This is a genomic window from Vagococcus penaei (assembly GCF_001998885.1).
In the GTDB taxonomy this organism is placed as follows: Bacteria; Bacillota; Bacilli; order Lactobacillales; family Vagococcaceae; genus Vagococcus; species Vagococcus penaei.
The window spans coordinates 884,767-910,230 of sequence record NZ_CP019609.1 but is presented as its reverse complement, the minus strand read 5'-3'; the positions used below and the strand labels follow the sequence as shown (position 1 = coordinate 910,230).

Here is a 25,464-nt window from a genome sequence, read left to right as displayed (position 1 = left end):
CCATTACTCACCACCTTTTGTTGTCGTTTGCTGTTGTGATTGTACGAGTTTTTGGTAAACTATTGAATTTTCTAGTAATTCATGATGAGTACCTAATCCGACTTCCCGGCCATCATCTAGGACTAGAATACTATTCGCATGTTCAATTGATGACATCCGCTGCGAAACGATGATTAGGGTCAATTTACTAAGTTGGGTTTTAAGTGCTTGGCGTAGAGCCAAATCAGTTTTATAATCTAAGGCACTTAGACTGTCATCAAGAATTAAGATATCCGGTTGTGCGACTAATGCACGGGCAATGGTCAAGCGTTGACGTTGCCCACCAGAAAAATTTTTACCTCGTGCTTGAACAGGTTCATCAAGCCCATTAGCTAAATTGAGTACAAAGTCATCGCATTGAGCGATAGTTAGTGCTTTCAGGCAATCAGCATCTGTTGCTTTAGGATTTCCTAAGAGTAAGTTACTACGAATAGTCCCGCTAAATAATTGACTGACTTGTGGGACGACAGCGATATGTTGTCTTAGTTCACCAGTTGTGTAATCGTCAATTGGGTGATTATTAATAGTTATCGTACCAGACGTTGCAGTATAAAATTTAGGAATAAGGTCAACTAGAGTACTTTTACCACTTCCAGTTGGTCCAGTGATACCTAATGTTTGTCCTTTTTTTACTGAGAACGAAATATTCTGTAAAGCTGCACCAGATTTTTCTGTGTAGCGAAAGCTAATATTGGTAAACTTTATGGCAGAGTCTGCTTGCCAAGAAGTATCATTACTATGATTATCGGTTTGAATCACAGGTTCGATTGCTAAAATGGCCATCACTCGCTGATTGGAAGCAGCTGCACGGGTGAAAATAACGACTAAATTGGACACAACAATTAAGGCTAACAGCATTTGGGTCATGTAATTAATCAAAGCTAAGACATCACCTTGCTGTAGTCTGCCAGAGTTGACGGATAAACCACCAAAATAGAGTAAGGCAATTACAGCACTATTCATCATAAAAGTTGTCAGTGGATTTAAATTTGCTGACCAGTTTGCTACACGGATATAAGCGTTAGCTAAATTATTGCTAATAGCAATGAATTGCGTTTCACGGTCGTGAGTTTTAGCGAATGAACGAATTACACGGACACCTGATAAATTTTCGGCAACATCTTCATTGAGATGATCAATAGTTTGCTGGACGTTTTTATACAAGGGGACAGTCCGTTTAATAATAATATATAAAAGCAAAGAAAATAAAGGTAGCACAATTAAAAAGATGACAGCCGATTGTGGGTCAATGTAAAATGCCATAATAATTGAACCAATACTCAAAAAAGGTGCTCGGATGACTAAACGAATGAGCATTGCTAAAGCTAGCTGAAGTTGATTAATATCATTTGTCATACGCGTTACCAATGTTGACGTGCCAACTTCATCTAATTCCTTATGAGAAAACTGATTGATTTTGTGCATCATTTCTTTTCTAAGTTCAGTCCCAAAACCTTGGGAAGCAACGGAAGCGTAGTATTGGCAAATGAGAACACAGCCTAAACCAATGACAGACATCAAGAGCATTAAACCACCATAGAATAAGATAGCCGGTCGGTGTTGTTGATTAATTCCTTGGTCAATTAAACGAGCCATACAAATTGGTAGTAATAGTTCAAAAATAGCTTCGAATAACTTGAATAAGGGGCCTAAAATTAATTCTTTACGGTAATTTTTAGCGTATTTTAGTAGTGAGAACATGAAAACTCCTTTCTAAGCAGTGAATATATCTATTGTAAGACAGGTTTCCCTTTTTTTAAAGCAGAATAAAAAATGCTAAAAACAAAGTGACAGAGCAACAATGTTTTTAGCATTTGACTAACAAAAGTGTTCGTTAATTTCGGGTAGATAATTCGGAATAGCCTCAATTAAGGCTGTTTCATCAGCGACAACCGTCCCGTTTAGTTTAATTAAGCCAATTGTATAAAGGTTAGCATATGGAAATTGAGATTCTCCAATTTCGGATAATGCTTGTAGTTTGTCGTGATTATCTGCTCCTTGCTGACGAGAATCTGTAAATAATCCAATAATTGGGATACTCGCTTGATAAGCGACACCAATTTCTGAGGCTACACCAACATCAATTGTTGGACCATCTAAGACAGCAATCATCAACTTGCTGGCAAGTAATGCCTCTGTATCATAAGTTGCAATCATTTTTGAATCAGCATAACTTGCTTTATCATTGATTGCGAGTTGTTCTTGAGGTAGGTAGATATCTAAAACCGGATAGGCAGTTCTTAATTCTTTAACTAAAGAAGCATTATAATTTCGTTCCATACTTGAAAAAAGTGGGCTGGCAAAATAAATTGATTGTGTCATATGAGTGACTCCTTTTTATTAGTCTTACTATTACATATATTTATAGCTTATCTTAAACTGTAACAATTTGTAAAGAGTTTGTTACAAAGAAAGAGAGGTAGTTTTGTATAATAAGATAGATGAAAAAAAACAGATGAATGAAAGGTGTTGTCACTAGTGAAAAGTAAAAGGCTGTTGGTATCAGTAATATCTGCACTTATGGTAACGATTTTTCCACTTCAAGTTTTTGCCGCAGAATCGGCAAAAGAAATTGAAGCGAAAAAGGAAAGTGCCCAAATTAGTGGGAAAATTGACAAAACTCTTCAACAAGCAAATGAAAAGTATCGTGAAATTGAATCATTGCAGACAGATGTTAAAGAAACACAAAATAAAATTAAAGAAACACAAGCAAGTATTAAGACAACTGAAAATAGCATAAAAAAACGGACGGACGCCATGGGTAGCCGAATGAAAAATATCCAAATCAATGAATCGTCATTTAATCTATTTGACACATTAATGAATGCGGATAGTTTTTCAGACTTCGTTAGTCGCTTGCATGCTGTTACTGTGATTCAAGATGCTGAACGAATGAAAGTTGAAACATTAGCGTCTGATAAAGAAAAGTTAGAAAAATTACAAGCTGATTTGGCTACTAATCAACAATCATTAGTTACGCAAGAAGAGTCTTTAGCACAAGAGAAGCAAGAGTTAGATAAAGATGTAGCGACACTAAAAAAAGAACTAGCTGATAATCAGGGCTTATTAGAGACTTTATCTAAAGACCGTATTGTGAAAGAAGCTATGGAGAAAAAAGCTCAAGCTGATAAAGAAAAAGCTAAGAAACAACATCAAGCTGCAAAAGAAGCTGAAGCGAATAAAGTGGTTGCTGCTACAACAAATGCAGACAAACAAGCAGAATCTAATAGTCAAACAAGTCAAGAGCCCAAACAACCAGAAATGACGACTTCAACCTCAGGTGGGGGGCGTACGATGATGATGGAGTCAACGGCTTATTCATATTCTGAAGCTGGATTAACACCATTTACAGCAACAGGTCTTGATTTACGTGAAAATCCTAATGCAATTGCGGTTGATCCAAGTGTTATTCCATTAGGTTCAATTGTTGAGGTATCTGGCTATGGTTTAGCTATTGCTGCCGATACTGGTGGAGCGATTAAAGGTAATATTATTGATGTTCATTTTCCAACTGTTGAACAATGCTATCAATGGGGACGGCGTCAAGTATCTGTCACAATTAAATAAAAATAAAAATAAAAAAGAATCCTTAACGGGATTCTTTTTTTGTGCGATTGTTTCACGGTCAATGGCATATTTAATTAAGAATGGTGATACCAGTGTGGTCAAAATAATCGCGACAATAATGGCTGAATATTGGCCTTGATTCACTAAATGAAGGCCGTGTCCCATATTAATAATGATGAGTGCCATTTCACCACGGGAAACCATACCAGCTCCAACAACTAGTGATTGATGTGTGGATAGTTTAAACACATAGCTACCTAAAAAGCCACCAATTAATTTAGTAGCAGTTGCTAAAAGAGTCATCAAAATAATCATTAGAGTGTAATCAGCAAAAGAACTTAAATCAATATTTAAGCCAATAGAAACAAAAAAGACGGGAATAAAAAAGGCATAGCCGATAATTGACATTGGGTGTTCAATCGCTTTTTTAGAACTGGTACGTGATAATAAAAGACCAATGAAGAAAGAACCTATGACTGCACTGAGTCCTGTTTCTTCAGCAAAAACTGCAAAGGTAAAGCATAAAATTAATGCCATGGCAGCTTCAGCCTCTAAGGCAATAATTTTTTTCGCAAATGCTAGCAAAGGATTAAGTAAATATTTAGCGGTTAAAAAAAGGACACCAAAGAATAATAATTTTGGTGCGATTAAAGACCAAACAAAGCCAAGCCCGCTAATTTTTTCTCCAGCCCCAACATCTAATAGAGCGGTGAAAATACTAATAATTAATACCACAGCGATATCGTCAACCACAGCAGCTCCAAGAATAATTGAACCTTCTGAGGTATCCAAACGTTTGTATTCTTTTAATACTTGAACTGAAATACTAACCGAGGTAGCTGAGAAGACAACGCCTAGAAAGAGTGCCTGAATGAGTGACATATTGTATAAGTAGCCTAATCCACTCAAGAAAATCATCGGAAAAGCAATTCCAAAGAGTGCTACGACAACTGAAGGCGTCAGATATTTTTTAAGCTTATCAAGATCACTTTCAAGACCAGCTAAAAACATTAAAAGAATTACACCGATTTCAGAAAACAAAGAAATAAATTCACTTGGTTGAATAAGTCCTAGTAGTCCAGGTCCAAGAATAATCCCTACTAGTAATTCACCGATTACCGAGGGTACATTTATTCTATGACATAGGTGACTAGCTAGTTTTGTACCAACTAAAATTAACACAATCGACAGTAAAAATTGACTAACCATAAACTTTCCTCCAACATAAAAAGACGTATACTAACAGTAAATCTATACTGTTAGCATACGCCTGTTATGATTGATTTTCAATGAGAAGTCAGTGAAAAATTACGAATGTTGCATAAGAATATCAATAGGAAAATCCTCACCTAATGCTTCAATCCGTTCTTGCCACTCATCAATCGCTAAATCATTTTCTGGAATGTAGCGATTACGAGGATGCACTCGACAGTCATGTGAACAACCGCGAACATAGCGTGTTTCATTTTCTTCTGAACAGAGTATTTGACGATTACATTCAGGATTTCCACAGTTGACATAACGTTCACAAGGCGTACCATCAAACCAATCTTTTCCAACGATGACTGGGTCAACTTGATTAATTGGGACACTGATACGCTCATCAAAGACATACATCGTACCATCCCATAGTTCACCTTTTACTTCAGGGTCATGGCCATAAGTCGCAATCCCACCATGAAGTTGGCCAACGTCTTTAAATCCTTCACGCACTAACCAACCTGAGAATTTTTCACAACGGATACCACCAGTACAATAAGTAACGACACGTTTATCCATGAATTTTTCTTTGTTATCCCGAATCCATTGAGGTAATTCTCTAAAGTTGCGAATATCAGGACGGACAGCCCCTCTAAAGTGACCTAAATCGTATTCATAGTCATTTCGAGCATCGATGACAATTGTATCATCATCTAAGATAGCTTCTTTAAATTCTTTTGGTGAGAGATAGTCACCAGTCAATTCAAGGGGGTTAATATCATCTTCTAATTTTAATGAAACTAATTCAGGGCGTGGTCGGACAAACATCTTTTTGAACGCTTGATGATCAGCTGGATCAATTTTAAAGAAAATATCTTTAAAACGGTCATCGGCATGCATGGCATCCATATATGCTTGCGTGTCTTCTGTTAGACCTGATAAAGTCCCGTTGATACCCTCATTTGCTACTAAAATACGACCCTTTAGATTTAATGACTGACAAAATGCTAAGTGTTCTTTAGCGAATGCTTCTGGGTCTTCCATTGGAACATAAATATAATATAATAAGACTTGGTATTTTGACACAATGATTCCTCCTAGTATTTGTACCAAACTATTATAGAGTAAATCGAGTGATAATAGCAACTTACTTGCTTAGTTCACAAAGTTAATTTATAGTAGAAGTAATTAATAAAAAAGTATTGACCTTCACGCGATAAAACGCTATCGTACAGTAGTAAGACTAGAAAGTGGTGAGGATAGAATGAATCTTTGGCATGAGCTAAAAAAGCAGTGGCGGTTTATGGATGGCGTAGTGATTGTGAGTTTAATCATTTTATCATTTGTGCCGTACGTTGTATTTGCCCTAAATCATCAACCAGTTAATGATAGCAAAGGGACAATTGCCATTGTATCGATTGACGGAAAAGAAGTTGACCGTTTTGAGTTAACTGAAAAGACACCACATCAAGAAGTTACCTATCACCCTGCTAAGGGAAAGTATAATATTATCGAGGTAGACGGAACAAAAATTAGAGTGAAAGAAGATAATAGTCCCGATCAAATTGCTGTTCGAACGAGTTGGATTGAACGACCAGGGCAAATGAGTATTTGTTTGCCACACAAGCTATCAATTGAAATTAAGTCATTAACGCCTTCAGAAGAAGACGACGATATGATTATTACGTATTAATGAAACGAAGACCCCTAACCAACAAAGTAGTCCGTGTACTTTGTTGGTTAGGGGTCAATAGTAATAAGATTTAACTGAGATGAAGTAATACACCTATGGCAAACAAAACCGTTTGAGCGAAGACGATGAGTGCTAAATTTTGAATTGCTAGAGGAAAAGTTTTCGTTTTGATTTGTTTCTGTGCATACCGAGTAGTATTTTTCCAAATTTTCGGGAAAATCACCCAAATAAGTAAAACAGACCACGGCGTAATTTGTAAAATGACACCTAAAGTCGCAAAGAAGAAAGAAGTAATGACGAGTCCTTTAAATAATTTTACCGCCCGTTGACGTCCAATGTAATGGACAAGGGTGTGACGATTATTTAACCGATCTTCTTCTAAGTCGCACGTATTATTTGCCAACATTAAATTTGAGATAGCACACGCTGCTGGTAAAGCTAAAATGGCAATATTTACCACGAATAGACCATTAAATGGGACAATATCATAAAGATTTAAGTAAACACAAATGATTGGGATGATAATCCCCATAGTTAACCCTGACGTTATTTCCCCAACAGGTAAGCTAGATAAAGGGATAGGACCAGCAGAATAAAAAATACCCATTGCATAACTAAACATTCCTAACCAAAGAATAACCCAACTTGTTTGTGAGGCTAGAAAAATGCCGATGAGCGCGGAAATGATTATAAAGCTCCACATAAGTTGTTTAACGAGTGTTAGTGACAATTGCTCCCGACCAATGATATTGGTTGCATGTTTATAATCATGAACATCGGTTGCGTTATGGTAGTCCATATAATTATCCATAATATCGACTGCCATGTTAAATAAAATCATTGAAATAAAAAAAAGCACCATATTAATTAGTGACACGTGTTGATAATGATACCAAGAATAAAGTAAACCTAATAAAAATGGGAAAATACTAGCTGTTTTAGCTTTTAATTCAACTAATTCAGCAAAGACTTTAAAATTCATGACAAACTCCTTCACTTTTCGTTCTCTGTTTATTATACTGATATAGTAAGATTTTTTAAAGTTAGTTGTTTCTAGTAGTTGTAGGAATTATTTATTTAGGAGGCCACTCATGGCAATTCATCCATTATGGGAACTGTATCCAGATATTCAAAAAGATTTGTTAGAAACTAAAAAAGTTATGGAGAAATCCGTAAAAATAAGAAATAAAGCCATCACTGAGGCCCTTCATCTTTTTTTTGAAGCCGGTGGAAAATTATTGCGTCCAGCCTATTTTCTACTTTTTGCTCAAATTGGCAAAATTGAATCACCAAAAAAAATGCATCGTATGGCGGCATCCTTAGAAATATTACATGTGGCAACATTAATTCATGATGATATTATTGATGATTCGCCCATGCGGCGGTCATTGCCGTCTATTCAGGCCACATTTGGACAAGATATTGCAGTTTATACAGGTGATTTTTTATTTACCGTCTATTTTCATTTGTTGGCAACATCGACTAAGAGTTTTCATACAATTGAAATGAATGCTTATAGTATGAGGCGTGTTCTCGTTGGTGAATTAGACCAAATGAACTTACGCTACAATACGCAAATTACGATGAAGCAATATTTTCAGCATATTAAAGGGAAGACAGCACAACTATTTGAATTTGCCTGTTTTGAAGGAGCTTATTTTGGTGGTTTATCAAAACGTCAACAGCTTCTTGCTAAGCGTATTGGTTACAATATTGGGATGGCTTTTCAAATCATAGATGATATTTTAGATTATCAAGCAACGGAAGAAAGTTTTCAAAAGCCTGTCTTTGAAGATTTGAAAAATGGTTACTATACATTACCCCTTATTTTAGCAATGGAAGGGCATCATGATGAGTTTGCCCCTTTGTTAAATAAAAAAGATGCGTTGACAGATGACGACTTACGTTATGCACAATCTCTGATTTTAGAGTATGGTGGAATATCTCGTGCGGAAGATATCGCTAAAATGTTTACAACGAGAGCATTATCAGGTATTGAAAAATTACCGGATTCACCACAACAGAAAACTTTGTATCAAATAACCGAAACTTTATTAAGTCGCAGAAACTAATTAAAAATGTATAGGCTAAAGAAAAAAGCTACTAACTAGACGTTAGTAGCTTAAAAAGGAGTTGTTTTATTTACTTTGGAGGAGTAAATAAAATGAAAAAGTTTGTTTTGTTAGGGTTGTTTTGTTGGTATATATGCATAATAGCGTGGAACTATGAATTTTTTATGATAAAAGTTCAATAAAGGTTTGAATTATTAACTATTTTGAGTTAAGTAGGAGGTCAATGATGAAAAAGTGGGCACAATTAACGTCAATGCAACTCAAATTTCTATATTCATTTATTTTTCTAACACTCATTTTTCTATGTTCACTTTTGGTTCCTAATCATTTATTCCAAAAGTTTACTTTTTATTTATTTAATTTAGGTAATTTAATTATTGCTAGTTTTCTAGGCAAATCGCGAGTCAATCGTATCGGTCATTTTTGTATTTTTTTATTATTATCTATTGGCTATCAACTGTTAGTTGTGAGACATAGAAACGTTACTAACCCAAATGTTTTTAGTATTATTTTATGGTTAAGTATGATTTATAGCTCATTATTAACCATGTTTATTTGTACTTTTAGAATTGATTTTACAGGTAAAAATTAGTATCAGTTAAGAGAAAGAAGCGAGGTTGTTGAATGATTGAATTATGGAATAGAGTAAAGGCAAATGATTCTATTAGGCGGACACTAGTTTTGCTAATTGTTTGTTTGGTCATGTATGTCTTTCGAGGGATACTGAGTTTGGTTTTATTAACATTTATTTTGACGTATTTATTAATTCGTTTAGTAGCGACAATTCATCGACTAACTAAACTACCCGAAAAAATAGTGACAATAATTGTCTATGCTGTTATGGTGATTTTTATGTACTTTGCTGTAACAGTTTATGTGCCGAAGTTATTTACACAAACTATTCAGATGATTGAGGAAGTTTTTTCATTTTATCAACGAATGAATACCGACAATATTTTTGTTGAGTGGGTTTCAAATAACATTAGCATTGTCGAAGTAAAACAGCAGTTAACTGCTGGGGCAAGAGTTTTATTTAATACGTTATCAAATATCGGATCAATGGGATTAACACTTGTCATGTCACTCATTTTAAGTTTTTTCTTTATTATTGAAAAAGAATGGGTAACAGCGTTTGGTCAATCGTTTTTTAACAGTAAAATTGCGTGTTTTAGTCGTGACGTTGCTTACTTAGGTAAAAAATTTGTTAATACTTTTGGAGTGGTAATCGAAGCACAGTTTGTCATAGCTTGTATTAATACAGTGTTAACCACAATAGGATTGTATTTTATGAATTTTCCAAGTAGTCAGCTATTAAGTTTAGCATTGATGATTTTTATTTTTAGTTTGATACCAGTAGCAGGCGTAGTTATTTCTTGTGTTCCTCTAAGTTTGATTGCTTATACAAATGGTGGAATTCAAGATGTCATTTACGTATTAATTATGATTGCGTTAATTCATGCTTTAGAATCATATTTACTTAATCCGAAGTTGATGAGTAGTCGCACGGATTTACCAGTTTTCTTTGTTTTTATTGTATTAATGTTTTCTGAGAAATTTTTTGGTGTCTGGGGTTTGGTTATAGGGATACCAGTCTTTGTCTTTTTACTTGATTTGTTAGAAGTTCATTCGACTAAACCAAAACAATTAAAAATAAAAAAAGTGATATCTGAAAAAAATAAGCCTGAGTGATTATGTCACTCAGGCTTTTTGTTAGTTATATTTCAACATTTCTAAACTTAAAGTAGGCAATTAACTCTGATACACCTGTGATTAATAAAATAATGCCAAAGAATTGGTATAACAATAGTTTGGTGGCAAAAGGATTGAACATAATTAATCCACCAGCGACAACTAGTAATAAGCCATAGATAAGCATGGGTACCCAAGGTAGATTAACATATTGTCTTAAATTGAACGATTGTGAGATTTTTGTCGCACCACCAATCATTAAAAGAATACCAATGAAAATCGTGATAATACTTAAAATTGAACCAGCAAAAAGATAAATAATTAACGCAAAAATTAAATAAAAAAATGCCAATGGTAATTGAAAGACTGAACGATTTTCTTTGTTCCGTAGAGCATCAATTAAGTTAAAGATACCTAAGATAGCGTTATAGATAGCAATAATATAGACTAACAGATTAAAAACTTGTAGAGGTTCTAACAATGTTGCAATACCTAGCAAAATAAAAGCAATACTGCGTAGTAAGGCATAACGTTGCATAGATTTAAAAATAGATGTCATAAGTAAAACTCCTTTCTTAGATTCTATAGTTATTGTATAAGAAAACACCGATTAGTGCAAAAATAAAAAACGATTAAAACAGTATATCTTAGTTTTAATCGTTTTTTATTTTTTACATTGAGCCTTTAAAGACATGTTTGTTTTTAGCAAAATAATCGACACCAGAATAAATCGTGAAGATTAAACAAACATATAACATAATTTGTGCTAGTGGAAAATTAATTGCAGCAAAGGGAACATTATTAAGCAATAAGAAAATAATAGCTAACATTTGTGTAGCAGTTTTAATTTTCCCTGGCCAAGCAGCAGCCATTACTTCACCATCTTCAACTAATAATAAACGTAAGCCAGTAACAGCTAATTCACGACAGATAATGATGGCAGCAATCCAAGAAGGTACACGGCCTTGGCCAACTAAGACAATAAAAGCCGTCATTACTAACATTTTATCGGCTAAAGGATCGGCAAATTTACCAAAGTTAGTCACTAAATGATGCTTTCTAGCAAGATAGCCATCTAACCAATCAGTTAGACTAGCAATAGCAAATATGATGGCAGCAACTAGCTGTGTGATAAATAGTGGGGTACCACTAATATCAAGGACACCCCAATTAAGTGGTGCCACTGCAACAATAATAAAAAGTGGAATCATTAAAATTCTAAGTACAGTTAATTTGTTAGGTAAGTTCATGAGAATCTCCTTCTCTATTCTTCGTTAGGTTCGCTATCAGTTTGTTTGTCTGTGTCAGAAATAAAATTTAACGTAATAACTTTTTTACTAGTAATTGGTTGGGTCTCATTAAATTTCAAGTCATGTCCATCCACTGACAGACTTAGATAATTTGGTGCACCAACTACTACATCGACACTTGAGACACCTTGAGGAATTTCTGCTTGAATACTTTCACCAGCTTGAACAGTATTTTGATAATAAAGATCAGCTGCACCAGTTTCTTGTAAACCAAACCAAACAGTTGCGTTAACGCCAGTCAAGGTAATAGCAGGTTTTTCGACGTTATAAATGTCATAGGTAATCGCATTACCAGTGTCTTCAGTTATTTTAAATTCTGGTTTTTTTGTTTCTTTTTCTTTTGTTTGACTTGATGTCTCTTTCGTTTCTTGACTAGAAGTGCTTGACGTAGTTTGTGTCGATTGATTCATCACAGTTGTTTTTTCAGGTTTTGGAACAAGTGGTCCAGATTTAGCATCTTGCCACATAGCAAAACCAATCGTTGCGACGATTGCAACCACCGTTATCGTTAATAAAACGATTGGGATATATGTCTTCATAACATGTCGTTTATTAGCCGTATGTCCGTATTTTACTCTTCGTGATCCTTGAACAGGAACGGCTGGTGTTAGTTGACTATCCATTGATGGCTTTCCTTCAAATCGGCGTAATAACGGCCGGGGATTTAAGTCAACTACTTCAGCATATTGTGTGATAAAGGTGCGAAGATAGTAATCACTAGGAATAGCATCAAAATCATTACTCTCAATAGCTTCTAAATAATGTCGTTGAATTTTAGTAATACGTTGTAAATCACCAATGGTTAAGCCTTTATCAATGCGGGCTTTTTTTAATTTTTCCCCAATTGTATCCAAAAATCTACCCTTCTTTCTAAGTTGAAAATCGCTAACCACTATAATATTAGCGCAAAAAATCAATTGAATAAAGCTTTGTTAACGTTTTTTAGGATAAATATAAAAACGACTTAAAGCTTCAGGACGAATAAATTGCTCACGTGCATGATGTAAATCATCAAGACTAATTGATTCGATAACTTTTGTTAAATCAAACAGACTGGTTTCACCGAATTTCATGGCGCTAAACTGATTAGCAATGTATTCTAAAGAATCTAAAGATTGAAGATGTTTACCAATCATTTTTTTCTTGGCTAATGCCAAGTTTCTTTCGGTTAATTCTGGACTATTAGCTGATTTAAGGAGTAAATTAACTATTTGATTAGCAAATTGTTCAGGGTTATTTGTATCAGTACTGAAATCAGCAAAATGGAAACTGCGATCAATTGAAAATTCAAAAGAAAAGCTATCATCAATCAAGCCGTCATTATACATATCAAGATAATGTCGTGATGTGTCCCCAAATAATAATTGTAAGAGTAACTGAATTGTCACCTGATACTTAAAGCGATCAAAACCATTATCAGGTAAATTGTCCAAACCTTTTAAACCAACGATTGATTTTGGTCGACTAACGGATAATTCAATTTGATTTTCTTTGATTAAATCGTTTGTGGATTCTAATGGAAAACGTCGTTTAATCTCTTTTGTTTCAGGAAAGACTTTACTAGCTTGATTTTCTTTAATAAAGGCCATCATCTCCTTAACGTCCATTTTACCAACGATAAAGAGATTCATATTACTTGGATGATAAAAAGTATCGTAACAAAGATAGAGGTCATCAGCGGTAATTTTTTCGATACTTTCTTCAGTTCCAGCAATATCAATATGTAAAGGATGCTTAGGATAAAGATTGTTTAAAATACCGAAATATAGTCGCCAATTTGGGTCATCTTGGTACATTTGAATTTCTTGGCCAATAATGCCTTTTTCCTTATTAACTGATTCTTCAGTAAAATAGGGATCTTGTACAAAATCAAGCAAGGTCTCAACGTTTTGCATAACGTTATCAGTACTTGAGAAAAGATAACTTGTTCTAGTAAAGCTAGTAAAGGCATTAGCAGAAGCCCCTTGACGACCAAATTTTTGAAAGACGTCTTCATCTTCTTTTTCAAACAATTTATGCTCTAGAAAATGGGCGATACCATCAGGAACTTTAGTGAATTCTGTTTCATCTAATGGAACAAAATCATTGTCAATTGATCCGTAGTTAGTAGTGAATATACCATAAGTTTTGTGGAAATCATTTTTTGGCAGAAGGGTAACTTCAAGTCCATTAGGTAGAATCTCTTTATACAAGGTTTCGTTAACATTAGGATAGTGTAACTCTTGCATTATTTTTCACTTCCTTCCATGAAATAAACAGCTTGTAGTTTGATTTGTTTCGCAACAGTCTGAATATCCTCAATTGTTACTTTTTGTAGATTTTTTAGCCAGTCTTCTTGTGACATCATGGCTTTAGGAATTGCTAACCCAAGGTAGGCTTGTTCTAGCAATGCATTTTGACTATCAAGAGATAGTAGATAATGATTTGCAAGCATTAATTTAGTTTGTTCTAATTCTTCAGCTGTTACTTTCCCATTAATTAATTCTTTTAGTTGATCATTGATGAGTCGCAATACTTGATGGCGATTACCACGGTCAATCCCTGTTTGCACAGTGACTAAACCTCTAAATGTATCAATTGAGCTACTAGCGTAGTATGCTAGGCTGTGTTTTTCACGAACATTCATGAATAATTTTGAATGTGGAAAGCCACCGAAAAGACCATTAAATACTAAAAGTGGGAAATAAAGATTATCATAATAGTAGATGGAACTGTGATAGGCTAAATTAAGTTTCGATTGTACAACGGGTAAAACTTCAGTTTGTTGTTGAATGATATTTACAAACGGTTGTCGGTATAGTAAAGATGATTCTAATTCATTTGGTCGATCAGTTAGACCAAATGAATCAAAACAACGTTTGACATAGCCTTCCGACACATCACCGGTGACTAAGATATCAACTTTATCGTTGGCAATCATTTGTTGATAATATGTTGCCATAGATTGAGCTGTTTCATTTTGAATAAATTTAATATCACCAAAACTAGGTGTTTGTTGGTCTAGCGAATGAGCAAAAAAAAGACGCTGTAACTGTAAAGACGAATAGGTTTGTTTATCGTCAAAAATCGATTCAATGTATTCAATTAGATTTGCTTGTTCACGGTTAAACGTCGCTAAATCAAATGCTTCATTAGTGATATTTGGTTCAAAAATAATTTCTTTTAAGAAAGCAACAGCTGATTCTAGGACGGATGAACCACTTGGTGCAAGCTTATCATTAATTAGATTCATACCAATAGTTAAATAATGTTCATTTCCTTTACGGCTAACGCCAATTCCAAAACTAGCACCGTAAAGGTTAGCTAATTGCTTACTTAGTTCTACTTGGTTAGGGTAGTTTTTAGAGTTAGTTTCCATTAAACTAGCTAATAGTGAGCGCTGGCTACTTACTATTGGATTAACTGGTGTAGCAAACCGGACTAAAATCCGTACTGATTTATGTTTTTTATTGGGTAATACATGTAAATTTACTTGATTACTTAATTCGTATGTTATGCTCATAAATTGAGTCTCCTTTGATTATCTAATGATGTTAGAAAGATATCTTAGATTCATTTCCTAGATTACCAAAAATATAAAGTATAAGATAGGAAAAAACCTTAAATCATCAAAAATTATCATTAATTTTAGAATAAACATGTCAATTATTTCTAATGGTTACAATATATTATCATATATTACATTCAGGTTACGTGTCAATAGATAGAAGGTATGTTTGTTACTTATAGACAAATTATTGTATAATGGTAAATGATTGAGAGGTGAAATCTGATGTTAAAAGAATTTAAAGAGTTTATAGCACGTGGAAATGTCTTAGACTTAGCAGTTGGGGTCATTATTGGTGGAGCTTTTACTTCAATTGTTAATGCTTTAGTAAATGGATTAATTACACCGCTTATTGGATTGGTCATCCGTCTCATAACAGGTCGTAAGAGTTTAGACGATGCAACAAGTGGCATGTTTTTCAAAGTCAATGGTATCAAGTTTGAATATGGAACAGTTATTTCAGCAATTGTCACTTTTTTAATTACCGCGTTTGTTTTATTTTTAATTGTTAAATTTGTTAACAAAGCTGAATCAAGTTTACCAACGAAAAAACAAGAAGAAGAACAAAAAGAACAAGCAGAGGAAAAACAAGCTGAGACAACCGATGCCATTTTAGCTGATATTCGTACGTTGCTAGAAGAACAAGCTAAAACAACAACTAAAGATAATAGAGATAGGGAAGATACTTCTAGCTCTCAAACAAAAAAATAAAACAAAAAAAACAACCCTCATTTTTGAAGGTTGTTTTTTTGTTTTATTAAATTAATGTGCATCAACAACAGCATTAGGGTCGTTTAAAACTGAATCATCTAGTTCTTTTAAATGACGGCTAGTTGTCACACCGGCTAACATACTGCCGCTAACATTTAAAGCAGTACGTCCCATATCAATTAAAGGTTCAACTGAAATAACTAAACCAACAATTTCAACCGGTAGATTTAATGAGCCAAGTACAATCAGTGAAGCAAAGGTTGCACCACCACCAACACCGGCAACACCAAATGAACTAATGCTGACAACAGCGATAATCACAATAATATAAGAAATACTATGAACATCGATACCAACTGTCGGTGCAACAATTGCAGCCAACATAGCAGGATAAATTCCTGCACATCCGTTTTGACCAATGGATAGACCAAAGCTAGCAGCAAAGTTAGCAGTAGCATCGTCAACCCCAAGTGCTTTACGTTGTGTTTCAATATTTAAAGGCAATGCACCAGCACTTGAGCGTGAGCTAAAAGCAAAACTCAAGACCGGGAATGCTTTTTTTAGATAAGTAATTGGATTTACACGATTCACTAATAGAATTAGTAAATGAATAATAAACATTGTAATTATCGCAACATAAGATGCGACGACAAATTTTCCTAGATCAATAATGGCTGCTAAATCACTTGTTGCAGACATTTTTGTCATTAGCGCTAAGATACCATATGGTGTTAGACGTAAGACAATTTTTACTAGTTGCATAACTAAACGATCTAGAGCTTGAATGAGATTTAAAAAGAATTCGGCTTCTTTGGTTTCTTTTTTCTTCATACCTAAGTAGGCAATACCAACTAAGGCTGAAAAGATTACCACAGCGATAGTACTTGTTTCACGTGACCCCGCTAAGTCGGCAAAAATATTTCTAGGAATAAACGAGACAATTTGTTGTGGAATCGTTAAATCTTTGACCATATCTTGGCGTTGAGTTAGTTCAGCAATTCGAGCCGTCTCCGCAGCACCTTTGGTAAAAGTTGCCCCATCTAAATTGAATAAGAAAACTACTAAAATTCCAATCAGTGCAGCAATAGCTGTGGTTCCAATTAAGGTACCTAAAACACTGAAACTAATTTTACCCAGATTTTTGTTACTCGTTAATTTTGTAAAGGCCCCAACAATTGAGATGAAAATCAGTGGCATGATAAGCATTTGTAAGAATGCGACATATCCGTTACCCACAATGCTAATCCAATCAATTGAATTAGTGATGACGGGGTTTCCATTTCCAAAAATAAATTGTAAGACAATACCAAATACTAGACCAATGCCTAGTGCAATAAAGACACGTTTAGAAAACTTCACGTGTTTTGCTTTCATGCGGTATAATACCGCCATGATAGCGAGAAAAACAATAATGACCGAAACGGTCGGTAATAAATGAGTCATTTTAATCCTCCTTTAAAGTTTACCTAAAAATGACAAATGGTAATTGTTAATTGTAAGAGTAAAGGTCTCAGTTGAACTATTTTTTCCGAATTGTCCAACCTAACAAAAGAACTTATCATTTGTTAGCAATTGTTAGTAGTGTACTGTAATTATGAAAAAAAACAACTAGGTTGCTTATAATAGTGAAATTAATGTGAAAAATATATGAAAAAATAATAAAAGAGGTACAAATCGTAGTATTACTCGATTTGTACCTCTTAAAAGCAGATAAGTTATTATTTACGTGATTCAAATAATGGACTCACAGGTTTGTTTTCATGAATGCGTTTGATAGCATCACCAATTAACTCACCAACACTCACTGTTTCAATTTTATCAGACTGTTTATCTTCAGGTAATAAAATTGAGTCAGTAATAATTAATTTTTCAATTGATGAATTATTAATGCGTTCAATCGCAGGTCCAGATAGGACAGGGTGAGTACAACTTGCGATAACTTCGGTTGCCCCTTGTTCTCTTAATGCTTCTGCTGCTAACGTGATCGTTCCAGCAGTATCAATCATATCATCAATTAAGACACATTTTTTCCCTTTAACTTCACCAATAATATTCATCACTTCAGCCACATTGGCTTTTGGACGACGTTTGTCAATAATCGCGATTGGTGATTTCAAGTTTTCAGCTAATTTACGTGCACGTGTGACACCACCATGATCAGGTGATACAACAACGACATCATCGCCTTCATACCCATGTTTAATAAAGTACTCAGCCAATAAAGGTGCTGCCATTAAGTGGTCAACAGGAATATCAAAGAAACCTTGAATTTGAGCTGCGTGCAAGTCTAATGTCAAGACACGAGTAGCACCAGCAGACTCTAACATATTAGCAACTAACTTAGCTGTGATTGGCTCGCGAGAGCGTGCTTTACGATCTTGACGTGCGTATCCGTAATAAGGGATAACCACATTGATAGTTTGGGCACTTGCACGTTTTAGTGCATCAATCATAATCAATAATTCCATTAAATGATCATTGACAGGGTTACTAGTCGATTGAATTAAGTAAACGTGACCACCACGGATACTTTGTTCGATATTGATTTGAATTTCACCATCACTGAATTGTCGTACTTCAGATTTGCCTAGTTCTACACCAACAGCATCAGCAATTTTTTGCGCTAAGGGCTTATTGGAGTTTAATGAAAAAATTTTAAGTCTTGGGTCAAAGTAATGATTAGGCATGAGAACCTCCGCTTTCTTTTTTTGTCAGATATTTTGCTTCCTTATAAATATTAGTCATTTTTTAGCAATAAATCAAGGGGTTTCAAGCTTTTTATTGATTATAAGGTAGTTTTTTAGCATAATCTTCCATGGTTGTTTGGCGTGAACGAGCAATGGCCAATGCAAAATCAGGCACATTTTTGTTAATGGTCGAGCCAGCTGCAGTCGCGCTATGATTACCAAGAATGACAGGTGCGACTAAAGTGGTATTGCTACCAATAAAGCTATGATCACCAATTGTCGTATGGAATTTATTTTTTCCATCATAATTAGCAAAAACAGTTCCACAACCCACATTTATTTTTTTACCCAGTGTCGCATCTCCGACATAAGTTAAGTGACCGACTTTTGATTCCTCACCAATTGTGGCGTTTTTGATTTCAACAAAGTTCCCAACATGTGCTCCAGCTTCAAGAATCGCATTTGGTCTTAAGTGAGCATATGGCCCAACATCAGCACCGTCTCTTATGACGGTTTCTTCAATGTTTGATGACTTAATAGTGATATTATTACCGAGTGTGCTATCACGAATATCGCTTTGTGCACCAATCTGGCAGTTTTCACCAATTGTGGTTTGGCCTCTCAAAATGACGCCAGCTTCAATCACAGTATCTCGACCAATAATGACATCAGATTCGATATAAGTATTATCAGGATTCATGAATGATACACCATTTTGCATATGACGTTTGTTAATTCGTTGGTACATTAGTTGGTTAGCTGTTGCTAAGGCAATCCGGTCATTTACACCCATGGATTCTTCCTCAGAATCCATTACATAAGCTGTTACTACTTCACCTTGCTTTTTCAAAATACTAATGACATCAGGTAGATAATATTCACCTTGAGCATTGTCATTTCCAACTTGGTCTAGTGCTTTAAATAGCAAGTCATTATCGAAGCAATAAGTTCCTGTATTGAATTCATGGACAGCTAGTTCTTCAGGTGTGGCATCTTTTTGTTCAACAATTCTTTCTACCAGATTATCCGTGTTTCTAATTACTCGACCATAGCCCGTCGGATCTTTCGCAATTGCTGATAAAATAGTTGCTTTGGCCTGATTTTTTTCATGATGAGTAAATAGAGAATCAAGTGTTTCACTTGTTAAAAGCGGCGTATCACCACAAATGACTAAAGTTGTGCCGGGTTTATTACGTAGTAAGTCGGCTGTAGCTAAAACAGCGTGACCAGTCCCTAATTGTTCAGTTTGCAACGCATAGTGTGACCGGGCTCCTAATGTTTCTTTAACTTTTTCAGCACCGAAGCCAACTACAGTAACAATTTCTGTGACATCTAACGTTTCAATTTGGTCCATAACGTGTTCGACCATGGGTTTACCAGCAACTGGATGTAAAACTTTGTATAAAGAGGATTTCATTCGAGATCCTTGACCAGCGGCTAAAATAATGGCATAACGATTTTTCACTTAAAACACTCCTTGAGATTAGTTTTCTTGATTTTGGAAATAATTTCCAGGGACAACATTAATTGTCTTAGTACGTGTGTCGACATCTTTGACACATAATAATGACGTATAGTCATCAATTACTCGACGGCCACTAAATGTTGATTCAGCAAACACTGTAATACCAACTAGTTCAGCTTCAAATTCTTCAATTAAGGCTTTCATACCATTTACAGTACCGCCGCCTTTCATAAAATCATCAACGACTAAGACACGGGCACCACGCTTTAAGCTTCGTTTAGATAATTCCATTTTTTCGATTCGTTCCGATGAGCCGGAAACATAATTAACGCTGACAGTTGAGCCTTCAGTAATTTTTGAATCACGACGTACAATAACAAAAGGAACATTTAAATAGTAGGAAACTGCTTGAGCAATCGGGACACCTTTTGTGGCAACAGTCATAACAGCATCAATTTCTTTGCCAACATATTGTGAGGCAATAATTTGTCCAACTGATTTTAGTAGTTGTGGTTCACCTAATAAATCAGATAGATAAACGTATCCACCAGGTAGCAAGCGGTCTTGCTCAGATAGACGTTCGCATAAACTTAAAATAATCTCTTTGGCTTTTTCAAATGGAATATTTGGTGTATAGATAACACCACCAGCTGCTCCTGCAACAGTTTCGATTGTTCCTAAACCTTGTTCATGGAAACTTTTCTTTAAAATAGTCAAATCCTCACTAATGGATGATTTTGCTGAATGATATTTCTTTACAAAATAAGGTAATGGCGTCAGTGTGTGTGGGTGATTTAAAATGTAGTGAGTCATGTCAATTAAGCGTTCACTTCTTTTTATTTTCATATGCATTGCTCCTTGTCTATTTTCATTTACTTTATATTATAAGTGGTTTTGTCAAAAAAGCAAAACACTTTTTAATGAAACACGAATATTCGTATTTGATAAAAGGTAATTCATGTGGATTTTTTTGTTGACTAAAATCTAGTAGCTAGACGTAAAAATCATTAAGTGATAAACAACTTTGTTTATTTGTTTCATTAAAAAAATAGTGTGACAGTAATTACATGAGAATTAGATAACTAATTATTAAATAAAATAACAACAGTATTGACAAGAAGATTAATTGATGAGATAGTTAATCCGAATAAAATAGCATCAACGACCATCACAAAGGGGAGCATTAGCTGAGATTGAGAGAGTACTCTAAACCCTAGAACCTGATATTGTTAGTACAAGCGGAGGAATTGTGAGTGATACAGCCGAATGTTAAACGTTCTCTTTTTGATTGGTTATGTGACAAGCAATTATAAGGAGGGCTTTTTATGTTAAAGTCAAGAGTATGGTTAGAAGGCGCAATTGTAGCGGCTTTGGCAATGGTTTTATCGTTTGTTCCAGTTAAGTTTGGTCCTGGCTTTTCTATTTCACTGGGAATGATTCCTGTGACTGTTTATGCATTTCGTCGGGGGACAATCCCAACATTATATGCAGGTTTATTATGGGGCTTACTACACTTTTTATTAGGTAAAGTGACCTTTTTAACAGTTCCTCAGGTCTTAATTGAGTATGTCTTCGCATATACAGCCATTGGCTTTGCTGGGATTGTGAGCAGTAAAATACAATTAACATTGAAGCTAAAATCTAAGCAAGTTTATTGGTACGCTTGTTTTGGAACTATAGTAGGAATCTTGGCTCGCTATATTTTTCATTTTATGGCAGGTTATATTTTCTGGGGAGATTACGCTCTTTGGGGATTATCACCAGTTGTGTATTCATTAGCGATAAATGGGACTAACGCGATTATGACAGCAGTCGTAACGCTTATAGCAGTTATCTTATTACTGAATCAACGTCCAGAATTATTTATTCCTAAACAATAATAAAACCATAAGAAAAACGAGTTCATAGTTAAGTGAACTCGTTTTTCTTATGGTTGACGTTATGACTGTCTCTTTCGTTGTGTCTTTTTGAGAGCAGTGATTAAATTAACTAAGATAAATAAGGCAATGAAGATTAAGGTAATCGTCGCGCCAGGGGGTGTATCTAATTGATAAGAAGCAATTAGTCCCGATAACATACCAATAAAACCAACGATAATACTAATGAACATGACCAAAGTGAAGGTACGGCCAAGCTTCATTGAAATGGTCGCTGGCAAAATCATAATAGCCGAAATTAATAAGGCTCCAGCAATTGGAATCATGACAGTAATGGCTACACCAGTTAAGACGTTAAACATCATCGACAACCAATATGTTGGTAATCCATCGACATGTGCCGTTTCTTCATCAAACGTTAGTACATACATTGGACGACGTAGAAATAAGAAAAGGATTAAAATTAAGACAGTTAAAACACCGAGAATAATTACTTGATTCCAGTTAATGGTGATAATTGAACCAAATAAATATTGCTGGATATTCATGGCATTTTTACCTTTATTTAAATTCATTAAAACTAGTGCAATAGCTAGTCCACCTGACATTAAAATAGCTGTCGAGACTTCAGAATAAGATTTATAAAGACTTCGAATATATTCTAGTGCAAGAGACGCGACAATCACGACAATCAGTGTTGTGATTGTTGGGTTAACATTAATAAAAAAGCCCAGAGCAATACCCGCTAACGAAACGTGAGACAATGTGTCAGCTAATAAAGATTGGCGACGTAAAACTAAAAATAAGCCTAGCATTGGAGCGATAATTGCGATAAAGCAGGATGCAATTAGAGCACGGGTCATGAAGGCATATGAAAACATCTCCATTCAGAATCCTCCTTTCGTACTAAGTGGATATGACGGTCTACATATTCTTTGATATCTTCATGATCATGAGTAATCATTAAAATAGCTTTACCATGTTCATGCGCACTATGGCGTAGTAACTCATAAAAATCACGGCGCGAAGATTCGTCCATTCCAGTTGTGGGCTCATCTAAGATAAATAAATCTGGATCAGTTGCGAAAATCCTAGCTAAACAGATACGTTGTTTTTGTCCACCCGATAATTCCCCAATTCTTTTTTGACGCATATCCCACATACCAACAGACTTAAGCGCTTTTTCTACATGTTGATGGTCAATTGTTGATAAGCGTTTAAACCATTTACCACGTTGATACCGTCCAGACTGAACTAATTCAATGACTGTACTTGGAAAACCAGCATTGAATGACGCAACTTGTTGTGGGATGTAGCCAATACTTAATTTATCCCCATCTTTATTAACAGGGGAGATTGTGACTGTCCCACGTGTTGGAGTTAATAAACCTAATGTATTTCTGATTAATGTTGATTTTGCTGCCCCGTTTTCTCCAGTTAAAATGACGAATTCTCCGTCATCCACATGATAAGAAATATTTTCTAATACGGGCTCTTCGCCGTAGTAAAAGGTCAAATCTTTAACATCAATATACCGCATAAAGACTCCTTTCCGGTATTAAACCGTAAAAATTACTATTTAAACAAAAGAAAGAATAGCATAAAATTGTTATAAAGACAAGTGTTTTGCTGATAAATAGGTAAAAAACTGTTATGTGATTGTATGATTGTATTTCAGATATTGATGTAGTACTAAGTAGACAAAATAAGTCATCGAGTCATTTTTAGTGGTTTAAAATTTTTTTGTTGTATTAATTGTTAGTTTTTTGTATTAAAATAACATTTAATATATAATTAAACTATATTAATCGAAAAGGGTGATACAAATGGGTAAAGTAAAAGCTTCAAAAGAAATGATGAACGTCTTGATTAATTGGAATATCAAAAGAATCTATGGCTTACCTGGTGATTCAATTGATACAACAGTAGATGCTCTACACAAAGTGAAAGACCAAATAGAGTTTATTCAAGTTCGTCATGAAGAAGTAGCGTCTCTAGCAGCAGCCAGTGAAGCAAAATTAACTGGAAATGTCGGTGTGTGCTTATCAATTGGCGGGCCTGGTGCCATTCATCTATTAAATGGTTTATATGACGCGAAAATGGACCACGTTCCGGTAGTAGCATTAGTAGGCCAAGTGGCATCTAAATTTATGAATTCAGATTTTTTCCAAGAAGTTGATAATACTGCTATGTTTCAAGATGTGGCTGTTTTTAACAAGTTGGTACAATCACCTGAGTCTTTGCCAGTCTTATTAGATGAAGCGATTCGGACAGCGATTAATCAACGAGGAGTAGCGGTCTTAACAATTCCTGATAATTTCCCAGACCAATTAATCACAGAAACCTATCATAATCTGAGCGGACAAGATCAACTTTTTAGTCGCCCAAGATTAGATTCAGGAAAAGTTGAAAAAGTCGCCAAACTATTAAAAGAAAGTAAGCGACCAATCATTTTATCTGGAGTTGGGTCAAAAGACAGTAGTTCTGAATTAAAAAGGTTTATTGAAATGAATCATTTACCGATTATTCAAACGATGCCTAGTAAAGGTGTTATTGCAGATAACCATCTCAATTCTTTGGGAAATGTTGGTAAATTGGGAACAAAACCTGCTTATGAAGCCATGAAAGAAGCTGATTTATTAATTATGTTAGGGACTAATTATCCTTATGTTGATTATTTACCTAAATCAGATTGTACGTGTATTCAAATCGACATTAATCCTCAAGTATTTGGCAAGCGATTCCCGGTTACAGTTGCATTGGAAGCGACGGTTAAGGATTTCTTAACAGCGATAAATGAATTAGGGGAACTTCGGACAGATGCACGATTTTTAACGGCTTGTCAACAGACGATGATTCATTGGAATCGTTGGATGACTGAGGAGAAAAATAAACAAGGAACACAAATTCATCCGGCATTTATGATGTCATGTGTGGAGAAAATAGCGACTCCAGAGACTATTTTTTCAATTGATGTTGGAACATCGACATCATGGGGAGCGCGTTTTTTAAGTGTTCAACCAACCCAATCATACTTAATTTCCGCTTGGTTAGGAACAATGGGCTGTGCATTACCAGGTGCGATTGCAGCCAAATTAAATTATCCTGAGCGACAAGTAATTTCAGTGGCTGGGGATGGTGCCTTTGCAATGGTCATGCAAGATTTTGTGACAGCAGTAAAATATGATTTACCTTTTGTCCAATTTGTAGTCAATAATCAAAAATTAGCATTTATTGAATATGAACAAGAATCATCTGGTCAATTAAATTATGAAATTGATTTAGCGGATATCGATTTTGCGAAAGTTGCTGAAGCGTGTGGAGGGACGGGCTATACTGTTAGAACGCCAGAAGAGTTAGAAAAATTATTACCTAATTTAAAACTGGTTACAACGCCTACCTTAGTGAATGTATACGTAACTGATGATGCACCACTTCCTGGAAAAATTGTCAAATCAGAAGCTGAGGGCTATGGAAAATTCACCTTAAATTATTTAGAAGAAACGCATCACTTTCCTAAATTACCGCCACTAAAAGAAATTCTACGTCAGTTTCTATAAACAGGGTAATGACAGTATAATACCAAAAGCCCGATATTATTTACTAA

The 25,464-nt window shown here is 35.0% G+C and carries 24 protein-coding genes; 8 read left to right on the top strand and 16 right to left on the bottom strand.

What is annotated here, in order from left to right:
* Positions 1–3: 3 nt before the first annotated feature.
* Positions 4–1,740 (bottom strand): ABC transporter ATP-binding protein, encoded by a 1,737-nt coding sequence (locus tag BW732_RS04285; RefSeq protein ID WP_077275622.1) that lies wholly within the window; start codon positions 1,738–1,740, stop codon positions 4–6.
* Positions 1,741–1,857: 117 nt separating this feature from the next.
* Complete coding sequence (locus BW732_RS04280; protein ID WP_077275621.1) at positions 1,858–2,361, bottom strand: nucleoside 2-deoxyribosyltransferase; 504 nt, start codon at positions 2,359–2,361, stop codon at positions 1,858–1,860.
* A gap of 156 nt (positions 2,362–2,517) precedes the next feature.
* Between BW732_RS04280 and BW732_RS11725 the strand changes: the two genes are divergently transcribed.
* On the top strand, positions 2,518–3,606 hold the full coding sequence (locus BW732_RS11725) for a 3D domain-containing protein (protein WP_269466362.1): 1,089 nt from the start codon (positions 2,518–2,520) through the stop codon (positions 3,604–3,606).
* On the opposite strand, the gene BW732_RS04270 is transcribed toward BW732_RS11725, so the two are convergent.
* Entirely contained in the window at positions 3,487–4,815 is a 1,329-nt protein-coding gene (locus BW732_RS04270) for a cation:proton antiporter (RefSeq protein ID WP_077275620.1), read from the bottom strand. The two genes, BW732_RS11725 and BW732_RS04270, sit on opposite strands and share 120 nt — an antisense overlap.
* A gap of 99 nt (positions 4,816–4,914) precedes the next feature.
* A complete protein-coding gene (gene trhO / locus BW732_RS04265) occupies positions 4,915–5,895 on the bottom strand; it encodes an oxygen-dependent tRNA uridine(34) hydroxylase TrhO (RefSeq protein ID WP_179946110.1) in 981 nt (326 codons plus the stop codon).
* Positions 5,896–6,070: 175 nt separating this feature from the next.
* On the opposite strand from trhO, the gene BW732_RS04260 reads away from it, so the two are divergent.
* The gene (locus BW732_RS04260; RefSeq protein ID WP_077275618.1) at positions 6,071–6,499 is read left to right on the top strand and encodes a NusG domain II-containing protein; all 429 of its coding nucleotides are present in this window, start codon (positions 6,071–6,073) and stop codon (positions 6,497–6,499) included.
* 70 nt (positions 6,500–6,569) lie between these two features.
* Here the strand turns inward: BW732_RS04260 and BW732_RS04255 are convergent, their stop codons facing one another.
* A complete protein-coding gene (locus BW732_RS04255; RefSeq protein ID WP_077275617.1) occupies positions 6,570–7,481 on the bottom strand; it encodes a prenyltransferase in 912 nt (303 codons plus the stop codon).
* A gap of 109 nt (positions 7,482–7,590) precedes the next feature.
* Between BW732_RS04255 and BW732_RS04250 the strand changes: the two genes are divergently transcribed.
* From BW732_RS04250 to BW732_RS04240, 3 genes are all read left to right on the top strand, one after another.
* Positions 7,591–8,571, top strand: a complete 981-nt coding sequence (locus BW732_RS04250) for a polyprenyl synthetase family protein (protein WP_077275616.1) — start codon at positions 7,591–7,593, stop codon at positions 8,569–8,571.
* 223 nt (positions 8,572–8,794) lie between these two features.
* Positions 8,795–9,163: a hypothetical protein gene (locus tag BW732_RS04245; protein ID WP_126844003.1), complete on the top strand. Its 369-nt coding sequence runs from the start codon at positions 8,795–8,797 to the stop codon at positions 9,161–9,163.
* Between the two features lie 32 nt (positions 9,164–9,195).
* Positions 9,196–10,260 carry an AI-2E family transporter gene (locus BW732_RS04240; protein WP_077275614.1) on the top strand — a complete coding sequence of 355 codons (1,065 nt, stop codon included), beginning with the start codon at positions 9,196–9,198 and terminating at the stop codon, positions 10,258–10,260.
* Between the two features lie 25 nt (positions 10,261–10,285).
* Here the strand turns inward: BW732_RS04240 and BW732_RS04235 are convergent, their stop codons facing one another.
* The 5 genes from BW732_RS04235 to yfmF form a co-directional block, all read right to left on the bottom strand.
* On the bottom strand, positions 10,286–10,819 hold the full coding sequence (locus BW732_RS04235; RefSeq protein ID WP_077275613.1) for an HdeD family acid-resistance protein: 534 nt from the start codon (positions 10,817–10,819) through the stop codon (positions 10,286–10,288).
* Positions 10,820–10,931: 112 nt separating this feature from the next.
* Positions 10,932–11,510: a CDP-diacylglycerol--glycerol-3-phosphate 3-phosphatidyltransferase gene (gene pgsA / locus BW732_RS04230; protein WP_077275612.1), complete on the bottom strand. Its 579-nt coding sequence runs from the start codon at positions 11,508–11,510 to the stop codon at positions 10,932–10,934.
* A gap of 14 nt (positions 11,511–11,524) precedes the next feature.
* Positions 11,525–12,424 carry a helix-turn-helix domain-containing protein gene (locus BW732_RS04225; protein ID WP_161485511.1) on the bottom strand — a complete coding sequence of 300 codons (900 nt, stop codon included), beginning with the start codon at positions 12,422–12,424 and terminating at the stop codon, positions 11,525–11,527.
* Positions 12,425–12,502: 78 nt separating this feature from the next.
* Complete coding sequence (gene yfmH, locus BW732_RS04220; protein ID WP_077275610.1) at positions 12,503–13,798, bottom strand: EF-P 5-aminopentanol modification-associated protein YfmH; 1,296 nt, start codon at positions 13,796–13,798, stop codon at positions 12,503–12,505.
* On the bottom strand, positions 13,798–15,066 hold the full coding sequence (gene yfmF / locus BW732_RS04215) for an EF-P 5-aminopentanol modification-associated protein YfmF (RefSeq protein ID WP_077276859.1): 1,269 nt from the start codon (positions 15,064–15,066) through the stop codon (positions 13,798–13,800). The genes yfmH and yfmF overlap by 1 nt, the downstream gene beginning before the upstream one ends.
* Before the next feature lie 276 nt (positions 15,067–15,342).
* Between yfmF and mscL the strand changes: the two genes are divergently transcribed.
* On the top strand, positions 15,343–15,828 hold the full coding sequence (gene mscL, locus BW732_RS04210; protein WP_077275609.1) for a large conductance mechanosensitive channel protein MscL: 486 nt from the start codon (positions 15,343–15,345) through the stop codon (positions 15,826–15,828).
* 51 nt (positions 15,829–15,879) lie between these two features.
* Here the strand turns inward: mscL and BW732_RS04205 are convergent, their stop codons facing one another.
* The 4 genes from BW732_RS04205 to purR form a co-directional block, all read right to left on the bottom strand.
* Positions 15,880–17,271: an L-cystine transporter gene (locus tag BW732_RS04205; protein ID WP_077275608.1), complete on the bottom strand. Its 1,392-nt coding sequence runs from the start codon at positions 17,269–17,271 to the stop codon at positions 15,880–15,882.
* Between the two features lie 275 nt (positions 17,272–17,546).
* Positions 17,547–18,515 (bottom strand): ribose-phosphate diphosphokinase, encoded by a 969-nt coding sequence (locus tag BW732_RS04200; RefSeq protein ID WP_077275607.1) that lies wholly within the window; start codon positions 18,513–18,515, stop codon positions 17,547–17,549.
* A 91-nt stretch (positions 18,516–18,606) separates the two neighbouring features.
* Positions 18,607–19,980, bottom strand: a complete 1,374-nt coding sequence (gene glmU, locus BW732_RS04195; protein WP_077275606.1) for a bifunctional UDP-N-acetylglucosamine diphosphorylase/glucosamine-1-phosphate N-acetyltransferase GlmU — start codon at positions 19,978–19,980, stop codon at positions 18,607–18,609.
* An 18-nt stretch (positions 19,981–19,998) separates the two neighbouring features.
* The gene (gene purR, locus BW732_RS04190; protein WP_077275605.1) at positions 19,999–20,826 is read right to left on the bottom strand and encodes a pur operon repressor; all 828 of its coding nucleotides are present in this window, start codon (positions 20,824–20,826) and stop codon (positions 19,999–20,001) included.
* Between the two features lie 479 nt (positions 20,827–21,305).
* Between purR and thiT the strand changes: the two genes are divergently transcribed.
* On the top strand, positions 21,306–21,860 hold the full coding sequence (gene thiT / locus BW732_RS04185) for an energy-coupled thiamine transporter ThiT (RefSeq protein WP_077275604.1): 555 nt from the start codon (positions 21,306–21,308) through the stop codon (positions 21,858–21,860).
* 59 nt (positions 21,861–21,919) lie between these two features.
* Here thiT and BW732_RS04180 read toward each other — a convergent pair whose 3' ends face one another.
* Together BW732_RS04180 and BW732_RS04175 are read right to left on the bottom strand one after the other, a co-directional pair.
* Positions 21,920–22,744, bottom strand: a complete 825-nt coding sequence (locus BW732_RS04180) for a metal ABC transporter permease (RefSeq protein ID WP_077275603.1) — start codon at positions 22,742–22,744, stop codon at positions 21,920–21,922.
* Positions 22,717–23,397: a metal ABC transporter ATP-binding protein gene (locus tag BW732_RS04175; RefSeq protein ID WP_077275602.1), complete on the bottom strand. Its 681-nt coding sequence runs from the start codon at positions 23,395–23,397 to the stop codon at positions 22,717–22,719. The genes BW732_RS04180 and BW732_RS04175 overlap by 28 nt, the downstream gene beginning before the upstream one ends.
* 286 nt (positions 23,398–23,683) lie before the next feature.
* On the opposite strand from BW732_RS04175, the gene BW732_RS04170 reads away from it, so the two are divergent.
* The gene (locus BW732_RS04170) at positions 23,684–25,417 is read left to right on the top strand and encodes a pyruvate oxidase (protein ID WP_077275601.1); all 1,734 of its coding nucleotides are present in this window, start codon (positions 23,684–23,686) and stop codon (positions 25,415–25,417) included.
* Positions 25,418–25,464: the final 47 nt, after the last annotated feature.

Bases quoted from the DNA above. Each gene is read 5' to 3' on its own strand.
- BW732_RS04285 (WP_077275622.1), bottom strand. From the start codon at position 1,740: ATGTTCTCACTACTAAAATACGCTAAAAATTACCGTAAAGAATTAATT.
- BW732_RS04280 (WP_077275621.1), bottom strand. From the start codon at position 2,361: ATGACACAATCAATTTATTTTGCCAGCCCACTTTTTTCAAGTATGGAA.
- BW732_RS04270 (WP_077275620.1), bottom strand. From the start codon at position 4,815: ATGGTTAGTCAATTTTTACTGTCGATTGTGTTAATTTTAGTTGGTACA.
- BW732_RS04260 (WP_077275618.1), top strand. From the start codon at position 6,071: ATGAATCTTTGGCATGAGCTAAAAAAGCAGTGGCGGTTTATGGATGGC.
- BW732_RS04255 (WP_077275617.1), bottom strand. From the start codon at position 7,481: ATGAATTTTAAAGTCTTTGCTGAATTAGTTGAATTAAAAGCTAAAACA.
- BW732_RS04250 (WP_077275616.1), top strand. From the start codon at position 7,591: ATGGCAATTCATCCATTATGGGAACTGTATCCAGATATTCAAAAAGAT.
- BW732_RS04245 (WP_126844003.1), top strand. From the start codon at position 8,795: ATGATGAAAAAGTGGGCACAATTAACGTCAATGCAACTCAAATTTCTA.
- BW732_RS04240 (WP_077275614.1), top strand. From the start codon at position 9,196: ATGATTGAATTATGGAATAGAGTAAAGGCAAATGATTCTATTAGGCGG.
- BW732_RS04235 (WP_077275613.1), bottom strand. From the start codon at position 10,819: ATGACATCTATTTTTAAATCTATGCAACGTTATGCCTTACTACGCAGT.
- pgsA (WP_077275612.1), bottom strand. From the start codon at position 11,510: ATGAACTTACCTAACAAATTAACTGTACTTAGAATTTTAATGATTCCA.
- yfmH (WP_077275610.1), bottom strand. From the start codon at position 13,798: ATGCAAGAGTTACACTATCCTAATGTTAACGAAACCTTGTATAAAGAG.
- mscL (WP_077275609.1), top strand. From the start codon at position 15,343: ATGTTAAAAGAATTTAAAGAGTTTATAGCACGTGGAAATGTCTTAGAC.
- BW732_RS04205 (WP_077275608.1), bottom strand. From the start codon at position 17,271: ATGACTCATTTATTACCGACCGTTTCGGTCATTATTGTTTTTCTCGCT.
- BW732_RS04200 (WP_077275607.1), bottom strand. From the start codon at position 18,515: ATGCCTAATCATTACTTTGACCCAAGACTTAAAATTTTTTCATTAAAC.
- purR (WP_077275605.1), bottom strand. From the start codon at position 20,826: ATGAAAATAAAAAGAAGTGAACGCTTAATTGACATGACTCACTACATT.
- thiT (WP_077275604.1), top strand. From the start codon at position 21,306: ATGTTAAAGTCAAGAGTATGGTTAGAAGGCGCAATTGTAGCGGCTTTG.
- BW732_RS04180 (WP_077275603.1), bottom strand. From the start codon at position 22,744: ATGGAGATGTTTTCATATGCCTTCATGACCCGTGCTCTAATTGCATCC.
- BW732_RS04175 (WP_077275602.1), bottom strand. From the start codon at position 23,397: ATGCGGTATATTGATGTTAAAGATTTGACCTTTTACTACGGCGAAGAG.
- BW732_RS04170 (WP_077275601.1), top strand. From the start codon at position 23,684: ATGGGTAAAGTAAAAGCTTCAAAAGAAATGATGAACGTCTTGATTAAT.